The following is a 16,947-nucleotide window of genomic DNA, read 5'->3' on the forward strand; positions in this document are numbered from 1 at the left end:
AAAACAGTATGTGTTACAAAGAACGAACTTGTTTAAGAATAAATTATCTACCGATTGTTACACGCTTATTTTAATCAATTAAACACTTAACTTTGGGGTATAATATTTACAAAAATGAAAGAAATAACGGTACAGGAACTAAAAGAAAAAATGGACGCAGGCGAAGATTTCCAACTGATAGATGTGCGCGAAGATTTTGAATACGAAATGTCTAACTTGGGCGGAGAATTGATTCCGTTGAGCGGGATTATGATCGAATCCGGCAAAATCAAAAAAGATAAACCTGTAGTAGTGATGTGCCGCAGCGGCAAACGCAGTGCTGCAGCAATAATGCAATTGGAGCAGCAGGGTTTTAAAGATTTGTATAACTTAAAAGGCGGGATGCTGGCTTGGGCCGAAGAGATTGACCCGGAAATGCAGGTTTACTAAAATGGCCGCCAAACTTTTTTTAAATATCCTGTATAATGTAGCCATTATATTGTGCGTTGTATTGATTTACTGGAGCGTAAAACATGTGCGTTACGACTGGACTGCGGCAGGCGTTTTTATCATCGCCATTACCATTTTTCTGAAAATCAGGCTGGCAAAAGAAGTACGCGCGCTTCAAAAAAAGTAAATTCCTTAATTTTATATACATGCTGTTAATTATCCTGGGTGTTATCCTGCTCATCGTGGCCGGTGTTTTTAAACGCACGCCTTCCGTTAACCCGGCCTATAGCCCGGTTATTTCTATTGTGGGCGTTGCCATGCTTCTTTTAGGGCTAAGTTTTTCGGTTTTTAAAGTGATAGACCCTGGCAAAGTAGGCGTTAAAACGTTGTTCGGCAAAGTTGACAACGATGTGTTGCCGAGCGGATTGCATCTGATAAACCCTTTGGTTGATGTTACTACTTTCGACGTAAAAACCCAAAACTATACGATGAGCGGCGTTACCACAGAAGGGCAGAAAGAAGGCGACGATGCCATCCGTATTTTATCGGCAGACGGGTTGGAAGTAACCATTGATTTGTCGGTGCTTTTTCGTTTGAAAGCAGACCAGGCGCCTTTTGTGCTGCAAAATATTGGTGCCGATTACGTAGATAAAATCGTTCGTCCGGTTTCGCGCACGGCCATTCGCGATAATGCGGTTTATTATGAAGCCGTTGCTTTGTATTCTACCAAAAGGCAGGAGTTTCAGGATAAAATCTACAAAACCATCAGCGAAAGTTTTGCTAAAAGGGGCATCGAGCTGCAACAGCTTTTGGTGCGGAACATTACCTTGCCGCAATCTGTACGGACAACCATCGAATCAAAAATCAATGCCGAGCAGGACGCGCAAAAAATGCAGTTTGTGTTGCAGAAAGAGCGCCAGGAAGCCGAGCAGAAACGCATCCAGGCACAGGGGATTGCCGATTATCAGCGCATTATTTCTACCAATTTGAGCGATAAACAGTTGCAGTACGAATCTATTTTGGCGCAAAAAGCGGTTGCGTTATCGCCAAATACCAAAGTGATAATTATGGGCAACAGCAAAGGCGCGCCCTTAATGCTCACCGATAAATAGTCTTTGGCCGATGCTTCTTTTACCCCCTAAAAATCAGTGAAGAAAAAATTTCACCCCAAAAATTAGTGGCTAAAAACAGTATGCCTAATCTGTTTTTTTAACGATGCTGCTTATCGCTTTGTCCAATTGTTCGGCACTGTCGCTTAGCATCCCGCAAATATTGCTCAGGTTTTGGTCAATTTCCATCTTGTTTAAAATATTGACCAAGCCAATAATATTGGCCACCGGCCTGCGGATCACGTGCGATTGTTCCCAGCCTATCTGTTCTAAAATGCTTTTTTTCTCTTCGATTTCTGTTTTGGCAACTTCCAATTGCTGGCTGGCTTTTTCGTATTCGGTAATATCATAGCCCATACAAAAAACGCCGTCGGGCTGGTTTTGGGCATCAAAAATAGCGCGGTATTCCCACTGCGTGATAATGTAGCCGCCTTTGCCATCGTGCTTTCGGATGGTTGCCGGAAACGATTTCCCTGGGTTTTGAAAACATTTGGCCGCTACTTCTGCACAAACTTTTGTATCGTCCGGGTGCATAGTAATGTGGTACGGCTTGCCCACCATATTTTGGGCAATGTAACCAAAGGCATCGGCATAACGTGTGTTTACATAGCTGTAATTGCTGTCCATCCCGGCAATGATAACATAGTAAAAGTTAGAGTTTTCTAACAGGTTGATCGTTTCGGTAAAATAATTCATACTGTTTTTATGCCGATAAATTTGTCCGGTTTTGCAGGTTGTTTTTACGGACGCGCATCTATTATTGATTCAAATTTTTTTCTTTTAAATTATAGGGGGAAATTACTTTGTTAAAAATAAATCTTTTTCGATTTTTGGTATCACGCCCAAAGCTAAAGCTTTGTCAAACAGGATTTTGATTGCTTTGCGGCCTTCTTCGCCCAGGTCAACCGAATATTTATTCACGTATAGATCAATGTGTTTGTACATCACTTCTTCGCTCATTTCCTGCGCGTGCTGGCGGATAAATTCCAAGCCTGATTTTGGGTTTTCAAAAGCAAACTCCACCGATTTTTTTAAAACACGGTTGAGTTTATATTGAATTTCTTCGGGCAAATTTCGGTTGGCCACAATACCGCCAAGCGGAATGGCGCAACCGGTTTGCTGTTCCCAAAAATCGCCCAGATCCATGATTTTATGCAAGCCTTTTTGTTGATAGGTAAAACGGTTTTCGTGGATGATCAAACCCAAATCCGTTTCGCCGCGCAGCAACTGGTTTTCAATCTCCGAAAAAAGCACTTCATTTTTGTTTTTCCCTTCGGGGAAAGCCAGGCTCAACAAAAAGTTTGCCGTCGTATATTTTCCGGGAATGGCAATTTTTAAGTTGGAAATATGGGCTTTCAGATATTCCTGGTCTAAAAACTTTTCATTTTTGCAAATCAACATCGGCCCAACGCCAAAACCCAAAGCGCTGCCGGCATCCAGCAGAACATATTGATGGGTTACGTAAGCAAAAGCATGGTAACTCAACTTCGTAACGTCCAGTTCTCCGCGGAAAGCTTTTTGGTTGAGTGTTTCCACATCATCAAAAAAAACCTCAAACTCCAAACCTTGAGTATCAATTTTATGGTGGATCAAAGCATCAAAAATAAACGTATCGTTTGGGCAAGGCGAAAAGCCGAGGGTAAGTTTCATGGGGGTTTTGAGGTATGGGGGTTTTAGATATGAGGTTTTGCTTTGTCATGCCGAACTTGTTTCGGCATCTCATTATAAAAGTTTAAAACCATTCAAGAGGGATTCTGAAACAAGTTCAGAATGACAACTCACAGCTTTTCTAATAATTCAACAGCAAAATCATTCAAATGCTTAACAGCCAATCCAATTTTCCAGTTTTCGCGGTTGCGCTTCTCTACATAATTTGACACCGACCTGATTTGCAGCGAAGGCACCATGCTTCTTTTACAGGCATAAAAAAAGGCTGCGCCTTCCATACTTTCCAGTTGTGGCCGCAACCGTTCTGTTATTTTTTGGATGGAAGTTTCTTCGCCATGAACCGTGTTTACCGTGATTGCACACACTTTTTTTGCCGGTAAAAGAAACATTGCATCGAGTTGATGGCTGGCCAAAAACCTGCTTTTTCCAAAACCTAATTCTTCCATCGTTAAAAACTGGTTGTCGTCTTCGGCACTAAATTCGGCCAAAATATCTTCGGTAACTTCAACCACTTCGCCTAAAGCAATATTGCGGTCAAAGCTTCCGGCAATGCCGAGATTGATGGCTAAATCGTATTTTTTTTGCGCAAATTGTTGCCCTAAAGCAAAAGCAGTTGCCACCATGCCAACGCCGGTAATCAGCACATCAAAAGGTTTTTCTCCTTCAGAATGCGTTAACAACGGCTGTATTTCGGCGTGGGTGGCGGCTACCAAGAGGATATTCATAAGCGGTTTGTCAAAGGTAAGGTTAAAAATAGCTGGCTCCTTTTGTTTTGATATATTTGCGGCAGTTTATTTATGATGATCTACATTACACGGAAAGAACATTTTAACGCGGCGCACCGGATGTACCGCGACGAATGGAGTGCCGAACAAAACCAGGAAGTGTTTGGCAAATGCGCCAACCCCAACTGGCACGGCCACAATTACAATCTGTTTGTTACGATTAAAGGCGAAGTTACGCAGGAAACCGGTTATTTGATGGATTTGAAAGACCTGAAAGTGATCATCAATAATTATGTGATCGAGAAATTGGACCATAAAAACATCAATTTGGATGTTGATTTTATGAAAGGCAAAATGGCTTCCACAGAATTATTGACGATTGAGATTTTTAACCAGTTGAAGAAGCCGATAGAACAACACCAGGGCGTTTTGCTGCATTCGGTAAAACTGTTTGAAACCGAAAACAACTCGGCCGAATATTTTGGCGGGTAAAAAGAAGTATTAAATAAAGTTTTATTGTTCTTTTTGAAACACTAATTTTTAGGTGGTAAAAGAAGCATTGCCCTGAACAAAAACAAATAAAATGAGCAACGAAAACCACAGCCATGATTTGGATGAAGATTTGGATGGCTATGTTAAAATAGACCGCTACAACCCGGAAATGATCAGCAAGATTGCCGGTCATTACGAAGATATTTTAACCCAATTGGGCGAAAACCCAAACCGCGAAGGCTTGTTAAAAACCCCGGAACGCGTGGCCAAAGCCTTAACTTATCTCACGCACGGCTACGATTTAAACCCGACCGATATTTTAAAATCGGCTATGTTTAAAGAAGAATACAGCCAGATGGTACTGGTAAAAGATATTGAAGTTTACTCGATGTGCGAACATCACATGCTGCCGTTTTTTGGCAAAGCACACATCGCTTATATTCCAAACGGGCATATTGTTGGTTTAAGCAAACTGCCGCGTGTGGTTGATGCTTTTGCCCGTCGCTTGCAGGTACAGGAACGTTTGACGAACGAAATCCGCGATTGCATCCAGCAAACTTTAAACCCGATTGGTGTTGGCGTAGTGATTGAATGCCGACATTTATGTATGAGCATGCGCGGCATTCAGAAGCAAAATTCGGTTACCACCACTTCTGCTTTTACCGGTGCATTTTTGAATGAAAAAACCAGATTGGAGTTTTTACAGTTAATCTCCTCTAAATTAAGCTAAGGCTGCAAATTTTTTGAATTTATGAAAGCATATTTATTTCCGGGCCAGGGCGCACAGTTTACCGGAATGGCAACCGGTTTGTACGAAAAGCACGAAGAAGCCCGGGAATTATTTGAACGCGCCAACGAAATTTTAGGTTTCCGCATTACGGACATCATGTTTAACGGGACGGAAGAAGATTTGAAACAAACCAAAGTTACGCAACCGGCTATCTTTTTACATTCGGTTATCCTGGCCAAAACTTTGGGCAGTACTTTTGAACCGAAAATGGTTGCCGGCCATTCTTTGGGCGAATTTTCGGCTTTGGTTGCAGCAGGGGCGATTGATTTTGAAGACGGATTACGTTTGGTTGCGGCGCGTGCCAATGCCATGCAACACGCCTGCGAACTGCAACCATCAACCATGGCGGCAGTTTTGGGTTTGGATGATTTTACGGTGGAAGATATTTGCCACCAGGTAACGCGCGTAGTTGTCCCGGCTAATTATAACTGTCCAGGCCAATTGGTTATTTCCGGTACAATAGAAGGTGTGCAGGAAGCCAGTGAAAAATTAAAAGCAGCAGGAGCAAAGCGCGTTTTGCCGTTAAATGTGGGCGGCGCATTTCATTCTCCGTTGATGGAACTGGCACGCGTAGAATTGGAAGCCGCTATTTTAAACACAACGATTAAAGTGCCTGTTTGCCCGGTTTATCAAAACGTAAACGCCCAACCAACCACATATCCGGATACGATCAGAATCAACTTAAACAAACAGTTGACCGGTGCCGTGCGCTGGACGCAAACCATGCAACGAATGATCCAAGATGGTGCTACCCAGTTTATAGAAACCGGGCCGGGAAATGTTTTGCAAGGCTTAGTTAAAAAGGTTGACCGCAATGCGGCAACAGCACATGCCTGGATATAAATTTTTTTAACCTGGCTAAAATTAATACTACTTTTATACAGGTTTAATCATTGCTTTGGATACATCTGTTAAAGTGCGCTTGTTGTTGGTTGTGCTGTGCATAAGCCTTTTTTTTACGGCTTTGACCGTAAAAACCTCTTACAATGCAGACAATCTGCTTAAAAGTTCGGCCCTTACGCTGCAAAAAAACCTCAACGAAAACGAAGCTTTTGTTGAAGATTTTTTAAACAGCCCGGCCAACTTTGCCAGCCTTAAAAACATTAATCAGGATGAAAAGGAAGCTTTAAAACTGATCAAGAATTTATCGGCTACAAAAAAAATCTACTTCTGCACTTATAAAAACAACAAGCTTGATTTTTGGAGCAGCATCCGCATCGTTCCGGATAATTCTTCGGCCTATCAAAACGGTACTTCTTTTATCAGCGAAAAAAACGGCTATTATGAATTGGTCAAAAAAACAGAAGGCAATTTTTCGGTGCTCTTTTTTATACCGGTAAAAACAGCATACAGTTATCAAAACCAATACCTGGTTGACCATTTCTCGCCCCAGCTTTTAAACAATGATTACCTTGCCCTTGCATCTTTGCAGGATAAGCAGGCGTTCAAAATAAACAGTTTGCACAATGTGCCTTTGTTTGCCGTCAAGCTTAAGCCCGGCCGTCCTGCTTCAGGCAATTTTGCTTCTGCCGAAGGTATTTTATGGCTGTTGAGCATCACGGTGCTTTTTGTGCTGGTTTACAATTTGTGCGGTTACATTGCGGATAAAGGTTATCGTAAAACGGCTGTTTTGCTGGCGCTTTTATTTGTGGTGCTGTGTACCGGCGCCATCTTCTTTTTGCATGTACTGGAAACTTTGCCATCGGGTTCCCGGGTTTCGCTGGTACAGTTTCAAAAAAGCTATCGTTCGTTCTATTCTATTAAAAATATTGCGTTTTTGATCCTGTTTGCTACCTGGTTTGCCATTTTTTTGTCCAATCATCGTGGCCTACTGGCAAAACCCGTTGTCAACAAAGTCAAAAGTTACCTGATTTTAGTGCTGATGGGCCTGCTGCTGGTAGGTTTGTCCGTCACTTTTTCCAATTTGTTTTATGGGATTACCATTGATTCCCAAATCCAGTTTGATATTGATAACCTGTTAAACCTGACCGCTTATAATTTTATTGGCACCGTGATGTTGTGCCTGTCTTATCTTATTTTTTACCTAATCAGCGAAACCTGTATCAGCATTTGTGCAAAACTTAACATTACCGACCGCGATAAACTTGCTGTTTTTATCGGTATAATTTTGCTGGCTACCGGCTGGCATTGGTGGCATTATCAATATTTTACCTGGTATTATTTGTTGTGGGCCGCTGCTGTTGCCTGGCGTGCTTACAATGTTTTTTATGAAAATGGCGAAATGCCTGCCATCGCTTTTATCCTGGTCCTGGCTGTTTCATCAGTTGTGGCCACCAATCAGCTTTCGCGGATACAGGAAAAGCTGGAACGAGACCAGCGCAAAGCCGTAGTACACCAGTTGGTCAATTCTGTTGATTCCAATGCCGAATACATTTTCAGAAATATCGAAAGCAGGCTTGTTAACGACCCTGATTTGTTGCGTTATGTAACCAACCCCAACCGAAACGAGGTTTATCTGAAAAACCAATTACGAAAACTTTATTTCGACGATTATCTTTCCAAATACAACTTCAAAATGTATGCGTACGATCATCAAAGCCATAACATTTCAGGCCAGCAGGATTACGAATTGGATGTTTTTAAAAGCCAGGTGTTTTTTGGTTCGTTGAAAGTAGATAACACCAATTACTTTTATCGCGCTGCAGATGCTTTTGGCGAGCGGAGATATTTTGCGCTTATCCCCATCAAAGCCAGCCACGAAGTTTTTGGGACGCTGGTGGTTGATTTAAAATCCAAAGTTTTAGAAAGCGGTGCTTCTTTTCCGCCTTTGCTGGTTGATGAAAAGTTGAAGCAGCAAAACGATTATAAAAATTATTCGTACGCTTTTTACAACGATAATAAATTGGTGAGCCAGAACGGGAAGTTTGAGTACAACCTGCACAATACACAGTTTAAAGGTAGGCTGAAAAGTTATACCACCTTGGAAACTACCAGCGAGGACTACAGCCATTACAATCATTTAATTTATCAGCCTACCGAGCGAAAACTGGTTGTGGTAAGCCTGGAAGACACAACCTGGAGCAATAGCCTGTCTACTTTTATATTTTTCTTTGTGGTCTTTCTGGTGTTTTCGCTTATTGTGGTGGCCTTGTACTGGTTTTTCAGCAAAATTCAAGGCTTCAACTTCAACCATTTGTGGTGGAGTTTGAATGTGGCCGCCAACAACCTGCTTTATAAAACGCGGATCCAGATATCCATGGTTACTTCGGTTGTTTTTACCTTGTTGATTATTGGTTTGGTTACCATGGTCACTTTTAGCAAGCAGTACCAAAAACAGCAGGACGACATCAACCACGAAAAAATAAAGCGTATTGCCAATGATTACGAAAGCCAGATGATGGACGGCAACACCAAAGACCGCGAAGACCTGGAAATGCGTTTCAATGCTTTTGCCGAAACTTATTCGGCTGATATGATGATTTATGATACCTGCGGCGTGCCCGTTTTGTACACCCGGCCGCAGTTGTACGATTATGGCCTGCTGGGCCGGCGGATGAATGCCGTTGCCTACATCAACATGAAGCGCTTGCAAAAATCAGAGTTTTTGAACGAAGAAGAGATCGGCAAATTCAAGTTCAAATCTGCTTATATGCCCATCCGTAACTCGGAAAACAATGTGGTCAATTTTTTGCAACTGCCTTATTTTGACAACGAGGTAGAGTATAAAAACCGTATCGGTTATTTTGTTAACTCCATGATCAATGCCTATGCTTTAGTGCTGGTGGCCATTGGTTTGTTTGCTGTTTTTATCGCCAAAAAAATTACCAACCCGCTTACTTTGATCCAGCAGGGCTTAAGCAACACGATGTATGGCCGAAAAACCGAACCGATCAACTGGAAAAGGAACGACGAAATTGGTTCATTGATCAAAGAATACAACAAAATGATTGCTTCTTTGGAGCTGAGCGCAAACCGGCTGGCCAAATCCGAACGGGAAAATGCCTGGCGCGAAATGGCCAAACAGGTAGCGCACGAAATCAAAAACCCGCTTACCCCTTTAAAACTGGGCTTGCAATTGCTCAGCAAAGCCTGGAAAGACAAAGACCCGAAGTTCGATGTCAAGTTCCAGCGGTTCAGCCTTTCTTTTATCGAGCAGATTGAAAGTTTGTCGCGCATTGCAACCGAGTTTTCAGATTTTGCAAAACTGCCCGATACCAAGCCCGAAGTGGTCAATATTTTTGATATTATTTCCAGGGCGGTCAACGTTTTTAACCAAAGTGATAACCTCCGCATTGATTATACGCCTTCGCCGGATTTGTACCTGGTGCGTGTAGATAAAGACCAATTGCTGCGCTGCTTTAACAACCTGCTTAAAAACGGTATCGAAGCGATGTCAGACGGCCAGCCGGGCATCATCGCCATTACTTATCAAACCACCAAAGAGCATATCCTGATTGATGTAAAAGACAACGGCAGCGGCATCCCCGAAAAAATCCGCGACAATATTTTTCAGCCTAATTTTACCACCAAAAGCTCTGGCACAGGTTTGGGTTTGGCTTTTATCAAAAGCGCCATCGAAAATACGGGCGGCAAAATTTGGTTTGAAACCGAGATCAATGTCGGCACAACATTTCACCTGCTTTTTCCATCGGCCTCTTTGCCAACGGTTTAAATTTAGGCCGGTTTATTTACCATGCTTCTTTTATCACCTAAAAAACAGTAAAGCTTTCTGCGTTTTTTTAGAAAATCCTGTTGCAAATACAAAATTTTATGTGGTAAAAGAAGTATTGTTATTATTCCTGATCCCAATGAAAGATCAACTATAAATCCGAAACACACCCCTAACCCCTCTCGAGAGGGGAAATATGGCGCCTACCTTTTTAACGTTTAGAAAGGCAGCGTTTGCAGGTTCCCCTCTTGAGAGGGGCAAGGGGTGTGTCCTTTTATCAAAGCAAACAAATAATAGCATGATGGCAGTTAAAAGTTTAAACACCATAAAAATTTAATTAACAAGTTCCCGTCAAACACAATGCTTCTTTTATGGCATAAAAAAAGGGAAACTAAATTCCCTTTTTTTAATTATTTGTCGGTTAAGTTTATCTTAAACTAAAAGAAGATTTTCCCATTTGATAGCCATCGGCATACAGCACAACGGAATACGTCCCTTTTTGAAACTCCGCCGGGTTTACCCAGTCAATCGCGTAGCCGCTGCCATCGTTTTTAAAATCAATAGCGCTTTTGTAAGTGTATTGCAGGTCTTGCCCATTAATGTTAAAAGTGTTTGATTCCGGCGTAGTAACTAAGTTTCCGGTCGGGTCAATCACCCGCAAGTAAATATCATGGAAACCTTTTTCTGCAAGTTCATTGGTGGTAACCGTAAAATTGATCTTGATTTTTTTGGCCGTAGAAGCACGCGTTACGTCCACTTCTTTTCCGCTGTGTTTAATTTTATAAGCCGTAATTGCTACAGAAGATGTTTTGATCGCAGCCGCCGTTTTTACTTTCGTGCTTAAATCCTGGTTTTGCTGTTGCAGCGTGGTCGCTTTTTGGTTAACCGTAGCGAGGTTGGTTTTTAAGGTATCGCGCTCGGTGGTTAAAGCCACGTTTTGCTGTTTCAACTCTTCAATATCAGCGGTGTATTTGGTAACAAAATAGCGCAGTTGTTTAATGTCTTCTTTGGCCGAATTTAACTGGGCCACAGTCAATTGCCCGCTGGCCAAAGCTTTTCTCAATTGCGTGATCTTGGCTTTCAACTGCTCGTCTTTTGCCTGCAATGCCTGCGAAATGCGGTGTTTTCCGCTGTTGGCAGAGTCAAGCTGCGTGGTTAAACTGTCTAAAGACGATTTTAAACGGGTTTGTGTACTTACCAAAACTTTGTTGTCGTCCACACTTTGGGTGATCAATCTTTCTTCCGATTTATTTTTCTGAAAATACAGGTAAGCATTGGTGCCAAGCAACGCCAGCACAACAACGATCAGAAAGTAAACTAAGTTGGATTTGTTGGCAGGCGTTTGTGGGTTTTGATTGTCCATGTTTAAGGTTTAAATAGGTGAATACGTTTTTTAGGTTCGGTTTTTAATGGTAATATTGGTTAAAATTGCTGTTTGCTGTAACTTTTGTATGGGTTAAAACTATCATTTCTGATGGTATATTGTATCTCTAACAAAAAAATACACAACCGAAGATAGGATATTCACGTTTTAATCGGTAAAAAAAAGTACGTAAAATAAACCGGGACAGGTTTTTTTAAGCTTGTTGGTAATGGCCTGTTAAAATTTATACACGAAATGCCGATGCTTCTTTTACCCTATAAAATTAGGTGGCCTGATCAATTTAAATAAACCAAAACCAAGCGGTTGCCAAATTTTATAGGGTAAAAGAAGCATTGAAACCTGTAAAGTAATTTTTAAGCAAACGCTGCATTTTTATCCAAATTAAATTTTTTGTGCCAATAAAATGCTTTGTACCGAGTTTAACTATCTTTGCCATTTTTAATATTAGTTTGATGTTTAGAGGTATAAAAACAGTATTGCTGTTGCTGATGGCGGTTGGATATGTGCAGGCGCAAGTATTGCCGCAGCCCAAAAGGGAATTTCGGGGCGTTTGGGTTGCTACCGTTGCCAATATTGACTGGCCAAGCAACAGCAAAGCCACTTCGCAGCAGCAAAAACAGGAACTGCTGGATATTTTAAGCGCCCATCATCAAACCGGCATCAACGCCGTGATGTTTCAGGTGCGGCCTGCTGCCGATGCTTTGTACGCCAAAAGCCGCGAGCCGTGGTCGCAATGGCTGACCGGGAAACAAGGCAAAGCGCCCAACCCCATTTACGACCCTTTAGAATTTGCCATCACCGAAGCGCACCAGCGCGGCATGGAACTGCACGCCTGGTTTAACCCTTACCGGGCTACTTTTTCGGCCAGTCCAAAAGGCATCAGCGATGACCACATCACCAAGCAAAAGCCCGAATGGTTTTTTACTTATGCCGGCCGGAAATTGTTTAACCCCGGTTTGCCCGAAGTACGCGAATACATTATCAAAGTGATTTTGGATGTGGTGGACAACTACGACATTGACGGTGTGCATCTGGACGATTACTTTTATCCGTACCCAATTTCCGGGCAGTCTATTGACGATGCCCAAACTTTTGCCGACCATGCCGATGGTTTTACCGATATTAAAGATTGGCGCCGACACAATGTGGATACGTTGATCCATGCCCTGAGCGACAGTATCCATCACCATAAAAACTTTGTGAAATTTGGCATCAGTCCGTTTGGTATCTGGGCAAATGTGCGCCAAAACCCTGAAGGTTCCGAAACTGGCGGCGGTTCGTCTTATTACGAGCAGTTTGCCGATTCGCGCAAATGGATTAAACAAGGATGGCTGGACTACATCAACCCGCAACTTTACTGGCCTTTTAACAACCGCGCTGCCGCCTACGAAAAACTGGTGGACTGGTGGAGCAACAACACCTACGGCCGGCATTTGTATATCGGAATGGCCGCCTATCGGATCAACGAACGGATGAGCGCCAGTTGGAAAGAAAGCACGCAAATGCCGCGGCAGCTCCGTTACGACCGGGAAAACCCGCGCGTGCAGGGCAGCGTTTATTTCAGTTCCAAATCTTTGCAGCGCAACCTGCTGGGTTTTACCGACAGTCTGAAAACTGATTTTTACCGTTACCCGGCTTTGCCGCCAGTGATGCTTTGGCGCGATGCCGTTTCGCCAAATATCCCGCGCGAACTCGTAGCCAAAATAACCGGAAAAACAATCAACCTGCAATGGCAACTGCCTTTGACCGCCAGTGATGGTAACACGGCTTATGGTTATGTGGTTTACCGTTTCGACCAGCATGAAGCCATCAACCTGGCCGATCCGAAGCATATTTTGAACATTGCATACACCCAGCAGCGCACTTTTGACGACCCGACTGTGGAAGCCGGTAAAAATTACCAGTACGTAGTTACCGCTTTAGACCGGTTGAAGAACGAAAGCTATCCATCCAACACGGCTGTGGTTTCTGTTCCGGCCAACAGTTTATAGGTGGTAAAAACAGCATGCTTCTTTTACCACCTATAATTTGGTATAGGTTTACGGATGATGGATTACCACTTGCTTTTTGATTACCTCTTTGCCATCCTTTACATGCAAAAAGTAATTGCCGTTTTGGATGTCGGCCGTATTTAAAACCACGCCTTTGCCGTTACTGCTTTTGCCTGATTTTAAAACCTTGCCTTTATCGTTGTACAGTTCTACACTAAAACTATTTATTGGTTTGCTTTGCGTGTCGGCATCAGATGTTGCAGCCTGATTGGGACTGGATGTAGTTTGGTAACTAACCGTCATTTCCTGGTCTGCCGGGTTTGGATAAGATGCTATACTGCTTCCTGTACCGCAAGGGCTGTAAATTGTTACTCCACTTCTGGTTGAAGTATTGCCACATTGATCTGTATAAGTTACAGAAACACCTCCGCCGCCACGCACAGTTATATAGGTACTTTGAGAATTTGGACTTTGAATATAAAAAGTTCCGGATGAAGGGTTATCTACATACCAATGCCAATTGGTTGCGCCAGCAGAACTTGGTGTAGCTTGTAAATACCAGGTTTGAGAGCCATTGTAGCAAGAACCACTTTGATAGTAGTTTATAGATGTTATGGTTGGAGAAGACGAAACAACAACTGGTTTTACAATTGGGATATCACCACAAGCGCTTTTTACCAAAGCAGTAAGGGTAATTGACGCATTGCCTTGCGGTGTTACTGTTGCAACATTATTAGATTGGGTAATGCTTACAGCATTTGATGGGCTTGCTGTCCAACTAACGGATGCATTTGCAGGTAGACTGTTAATATAGTAATTAGCGGTAGAACATATACTTGGCGAACCTGTAATTAAATTTGTATTACAGAACAAAGCACAACTACCAAAACCGGTTGTAGTGCTATTTAACTCTTTCAATATAAAATCTCCATTTCGTGGCCCAAAAGTCAAGTGTTCTTCATTATAACGTACAGCGGTAACAAAATTGTTAAAAGGGGTATTGTAAGGATTGGCAGGCGGACTGTCGATACTATAAGCACTATTCAGTTGCGATGTATTAATGGTTGAATTACCCGAACCAATGTCCAATGCGCTTACTGTAGGCACAAAACAAACGCTGCTTACTTTAATAATATCTGATAACCCTGATGGCAAACCAATACCACCACCTCCAGCGAAACTTGCCAAGCCACCAGGAGCAGTATCCAAAGGAAGCATATATGACTGTGCATTTACAGTTCGGTTTGTAATGGATGAATTAACAGTAAATAGGAACAAAATTTTTCTTTTTACTCCTACAAAACCTTTATAAATCTGTTGAGTGGAATGATCGGGCAGTGCTTTGGCCTGGAAATCTACTACAAAACTTGTCTTTGTCGAAAAGGTTCCCAGCAGTGAACCCAATCCTATTAAAGGCCTATTCGTAAAAAGTCCAAACGCAACTTGATAAGCTGTAGTAAAAAAATCAAAGATATTTGCTAAACCTCCTGGAGCTTGCTTTTCCATTTTCATCTCAAACAAAGTGGTCAAAGGCGGATAGTTTTGGGTTGTTCCGCATTCAGAACCGTTACTTATAGCAATGTTACGGCAGGACGGCATACCGAGTGCATGGTAAGTACTGTAAAAATTATCGTGTATTGTATTATCAATAGGCAAATTATTGCCATCGCCAATTCTGTAAATTAACAATTGTTTTGCTGCAGGCGTATTTAAAATACTATTAGCAATGGCCACTTCCGGGAACATATCCCTTAGCTGAAGAGAAAAAGCACCTTGAAAGATACTTAAACTGGCAGTATTAATATTTTTAACTAATGCTTGCAGGCTTAGCGGAAAATTGCCACCCTGATGCGGGCCGTCCATACTAACAAACAACCTCGTGTTATGAGGTATCCCATTTATTTCCATTGTGCGCAAAACATACCGGGATAGGACACAGCCCATACTCAAGCCCATCACCACATTTTGGGTTGTGCCGGTTTTATTGTTGTTTACCCAAGTTATGGCCTGCTGCACCAATTGTGCGTTATCTTCAAGGGCAGCAGTACCTTCATCAAAATTTACAAAGATGATGTCGTAACCTGCAATATCTATCTGGTTGCTTAAGAGATCGTTGTTTGGAAATTGATTAACAGCCAAATTTAATAGAAATTGATTAACCGTAAAATCAGGGCTACCGGTAATTCTCCAAAAATCTATTCCTTCTACTACGATTAAAGGTTTTAAAATGTCATCGTTTGCATGGTTATTACTTAGTCGTATTTGTAATGTAGCCCGTTTAGTTCCGTTTGAAGTATTTGCCACTAAATCAACATTAGTCCTGGCATGAAATTGCTCGGAATAATCACCTCCACCAGGTGCGTAATAATCCTCAGCTACTTTTTCAATATAAATTTTACTATGCGAAGTTAGAACGGTATAGTCGTTGAATGTAACTTCGTAAGTTACGTTTTTTAAGCCCCCGGTGCTGTATGTAGCTGTAAATGCGGAACCGATGGCTACATTTCTCAAGCCATTTCCATCATCTAAATTAATTTTAAGCTGACTTATACTTTTACCGGTATTGCCAAACATCAGGGCAGTAGGGAAAACAAAGCTTACCGATCCGCCAACTGCAGTAAAATAATCTTTTTGAGGGGCTATGGCAAATGCTGTTTTGGTTACATAAGGACTTTGACTACGGTTGGCCACATCATACAACTGATCGTTGCTGGCATACATCAGCCCGGCATTTATGGCATCACTCCTTAGTACCTGGTAGTTATAATACAAAAAGGCAAAAGGCGTTGGCTGTGTACTGCCAACATAGCTATTCAGCGTACTGTTAAAAGCTGGAAACGAAGTAAAGCTTACCTGGTTGTTAAACTGTGAAGTCAACAGGCTGCCGTAAATACTGCGCCATTCCCGCATACTTACAAAGTTGCTGTCTACAAGTGTAGTACCGTTAAAATTATCCAAGTTTAAAAAATCCACACCGCAGTCCAACAAAATACCTGTATTGACCGGGCTTGTATTTACATATTGGAAAATGCTTTTCACGCGGTTAGAAAAATCATCCGGTGTTTCCTGTGCCTGTAAATTCCTGTTGAATAACAATCCAAGCAGGGAAAAAAGTAGTAGTTTTTTCATAAAAGTTGTTAAGTTAATAAGCAAGATTAATTTGTAAAAGTTACATCAAGCCTGCCATCTGTTACAGACACAGTTTTTTTACTAACAGTATCTTGCCCGATAAATGAAAAACGGCCCGAAAGAATTTTGTTTGTCTTATCGTATCTGGTGATCGTTAAAGAACCTTGGGTACATTGATAAAGAACATCATTTACCGCATACACAATAAAATTCTTGCTCTGTGTTAAATCATAATCTCCCGTTGAAGTCAATTTGCTTATTGATATATTGATACCTTCATTACCTCTTCTAGCTTGTAGATTCAATATGTCATATTGAATCGTTGTACTTAGTGAAGAGTAAGGAAAATTCCCTTTAGGCAACCAAACTTTTCCATCAACCAAGCAGCCAAATGTACGGGTACCAGTTTGAGTTTCGGCAGGAAGGGTTTCCGGGCCGGGTTCGGGGAAATACTTTTTGCATTTCATGTTTGTAAAAAGCAGAAAGCATAGTAAAGAAAATAAGGAAAGCGTTTTAAGCGGTTTCTTAAACAGGTAAGGCAGTGTTTTCATAAGCATTTTTTATAAAACTATGAGCAACAACAAAAAGAAAATTTTATAC

At 41.8% G+C, this 16,947-nt stretch carries 14 protein-coding genes; 8 read left to right on the top strand and 6 right to left on the bottom strand.

The features are described from left to right. Window positions 1–114: 114 nt before the first annotated feature. From V5804_RS16000 to V5804_RS16010, 3 genes are read left to right on the top strand one after another with little or no spacing between them, the layout of a single operon-like run. Window positions 115–429, top strand: a complete 315-nt coding sequence (locus tag V5804_RS16000) for a rhodanese-like domain-containing protein (RefSeq protein ID WP_369592408.1) — start codon at window positions 115–117, stop codon at window positions 427–429. A gap of 1 nt (window position 430) precedes the next feature. Beyond that, window positions 431–616 (top strand): DUF6358 family protein, encoded by a 186-nt coding sequence (locus V5804_RS16005; RefSeq protein ID WP_369592409.1) that lies wholly within the window; start codon window positions 431–433, stop codon window positions 614–616. A gap of 19 nt (window positions 617–635) precedes the next feature. Then, window positions 636–1,541: a prohibitin family protein gene (locus tag V5804_RS16010; RefSeq protein WP_369592410.1), complete on the top strand. Its 906-nt coding sequence runs from the start codon at window positions 636–638 to the stop codon at window positions 1,539–1,541. A gap of 84 nt (window positions 1,542–1,625) precedes the next feature. On the opposite strand, the gene V5804_RS16015 is transcribed toward V5804_RS16010, so the two are convergent. The 3 genes from V5804_RS16015 to mqnB all read right to left on the bottom strand — a co-directional run bounded on the left by V5804_RS16015 (window position 1,626) and on the right by mqnB (window position 3,931). Continuing rightward, window positions 1,626–2,234, bottom strand: coding sequence for a PAS domain S-box protein (locus V5804_RS16015; protein WP_369592411.1), 609 nt, complete (start codon window positions 2,232–2,234; stop codon window positions 1,626–1,628). Between the two features lie 102 nt (window positions 2,235–2,336). Beyond that, window positions 2,337–3,188 (bottom strand): menaquinone biosynthesis family protein, encoded by an 852-nt coding sequence (locus V5804_RS16020; protein WP_369592412.1) that lies wholly within the window; start codon window positions 3,186–3,188, stop codon window positions 2,337–2,339. 128 nt (window positions 3,189–3,316) lie between these two features. Further along, a complete protein-coding gene (gene mqnB / locus V5804_RS16025; protein ID WP_369592413.1) occupies window positions 3,317–3,931 on the bottom strand; it encodes a futalosine hydrolase in 615 nt (204 codons plus the stop codon). Between the two features lie 75 nt (window positions 3,932–4,006). Between mqnB and V5804_RS16030 the strand changes: the two genes are divergently transcribed. From V5804_RS16030 to V5804_RS16045, 4 genes are all read left to right on the top strand, one after another. Next, window positions 4,007–4,423 carry a 6-pyruvoyl tetrahydropterin synthase family protein gene (locus V5804_RS16030; protein ID WP_369592439.1) on the top strand — a complete coding sequence of 139 codons (417 nt, stop codon included), beginning with the start codon at window positions 4,007–4,009 and terminating at the stop codon, window positions 4,421–4,423. Between the two features lie 91 nt (window positions 4,424–4,514). Next, window positions 4,515–5,153: a GTP cyclohydrolase I FolE gene (gene folE / locus V5804_RS16035; protein ID WP_369592414.1), complete on the top strand. Its 639-nt coding sequence runs from the start codon at window positions 4,515–4,517 to the stop codon at window positions 5,151–5,153. A gap of 21 nt (window positions 5,154–5,174) precedes the next feature. Continuing rightward, the gene (fabD, locus tag V5804_RS16040) at window positions 5,175–6,056 is read left to right on the top strand and encodes an ACP S-malonyltransferase (RefSeq protein WP_369592415.1); all 882 of its coding nucleotides are present in this window, start codon (window positions 5,175–5,177) and stop codon (window positions 6,054–6,056) included. A 55-nt stretch (window positions 6,057–6,111) separates the two neighbouring features. Continuing rightward, a complete protein-coding gene (locus V5804_RS16045) occupies window positions 6,112–9,846 on the top strand; it encodes an ATP-binding protein (RefSeq protein ID WP_369592416.1) in 3,735 nt (1,244 codons plus the stop codon). Between the two features lie 424 nt (window positions 9,847–10,270). Here the strand turns inward: V5804_RS16045 and V5804_RS16050 are convergent, their stop codons facing one another. Further along, complete coding sequence (locus tag V5804_RS16050) at window positions 10,271–11,206, bottom strand: hypothetical protein (RefSeq protein ID WP_369592417.1); 936 nt, start codon at window positions 11,204–11,206, stop codon at window positions 10,271–10,273. A 473-nt stretch (window positions 11,207–11,679) separates the two neighbouring features. Here V5804_RS16050 and V5804_RS16055 point away from each other — a divergent pair, with 473 nt between their 5' ends. Then, window positions 11,680–13,218: a glycoside hydrolase family 10 protein gene (locus V5804_RS16055; RefSeq protein WP_369592418.1), complete on the top strand. Its 1,539-nt coding sequence runs from the start codon at window positions 11,680–11,682 to the stop codon at window positions 13,216–13,218. Window positions 13,219–13,266: 48 nt separating this feature from the next. Here V5804_RS16055 and V5804_RS16060 read toward each other — a convergent pair whose 3' ends face one another. Then, window positions 13,267–16,347: a T9SS type A sorting domain-containing protein gene (locus tag V5804_RS16060; RefSeq protein WP_369592419.1), complete on the bottom strand. Its 3,081-nt coding sequence runs from the start codon at window positions 16,345–16,347 to the stop codon at window positions 13,267–13,269. 26 nt (window positions 16,348–16,373) lie between these two features. Further along, entirely contained in the window at window positions 16,374–16,898 is a 525-nt protein-coding gene (locus tag V5804_RS16065; RefSeq protein ID WP_369592420.1) for a DUF6252 family protein, read from the bottom strand. Between the last annotated feature and the right edge of the window lie 49 nt (window positions 16,899–16,947).

It is taken from the genome of Mucilaginibacter sp. (assembly GCF_041088075.1).
Taxonomy (GTDB): domain Bacteria; phylum Bacteroidota; class Bacteroidia; order Sphingobacteriales; family Sphingobacteriaceae; genus Mucilaginibacter_A.

Excerpts from the sequence above, each read along its gene's own strand:
- V5804_RS16000 (WP_369592408.1), top strand. The coding sequence starts at position 115 with ATGAAAGAAATAACGGTACAGGAACTAAAAGAAAAAATGGACGCAGGC.
- V5804_RS16005 (WP_369592409.1), top strand. The coding sequence starts at position 431 with ATGGCCGCCAAACTTTTTTTAAATATCCTGTATAATGTAGCCATTATA.
- V5804_RS16010 (WP_369592410.1), top strand. The coding sequence starts at position 636 with ATGCTGTTAATTATCCTGGGTGTTATCCTGCTCATCGTGGCCGGTGTT.
- V5804_RS16015 (WP_369592411.1), bottom strand. The coding sequence starts at position 2,234 with ATGAATTATTTTACCGAAACGATCAACCTGTTAGAAAACTCTAACTTT.
- V5804_RS16020 (WP_369592412.1), bottom strand. The coding sequence starts at position 3,188 with ATGAAACTTACCCTCGGCTTTTCGCCTTGCCCAAACGATACGTTTATT.
- mqnB (WP_369592413.1), bottom strand. The coding sequence starts at position 3,931 with ATGAATATCCTCTTGGTAGCCGCCACCCACGCCGAAATACAGCCGTTG.
- V5804_RS16030 (WP_369592439.1), top strand. The coding sequence starts at position 4,007 with ATGATCTACATTACACGGAAAGAACATTTTAACGCGGCGCACCGGATG.
- folE (WP_369592414.1), top strand. The coding sequence starts at position 4,515 with ATGAGCAACGAAAACCACAGCCATGATTTGGATGAAGATTTGGATGGC.
- fabD (WP_369592415.1), top strand. The coding sequence starts at position 5,175 with ATGAAAGCATATTTATTTCCGGGCCAGGGCGCACAGTTTACCGGAATG.
- V5804_RS16050 (WP_369592417.1), bottom strand. The coding sequence starts at position 11,206 with ATGGACAATCAAAACCCACAAACGCCTGCCAACAAATCCAACTTAGTT.
- V5804_RS16055 (WP_369592418.1), top strand. The coding sequence starts at position 11,680 with ATGTTTAGAGGTATAAAAACAGTATTGCTGTTGCTGATGGCGGTTGGA.
- V5804_RS16060 (WP_369592419.1), bottom strand. The coding sequence starts at position 16,347 with ATGAAAAAACTACTACTTTTTTCCCTGCTTGGATTGTTATTCAACAGG.
- V5804_RS16065 (WP_369592420.1), bottom strand. The coding sequence starts at position 16,898 with ATGAAAACACTGCCTTACCTGTTTAAGAAACCGCTTAAAACGCTTTCC.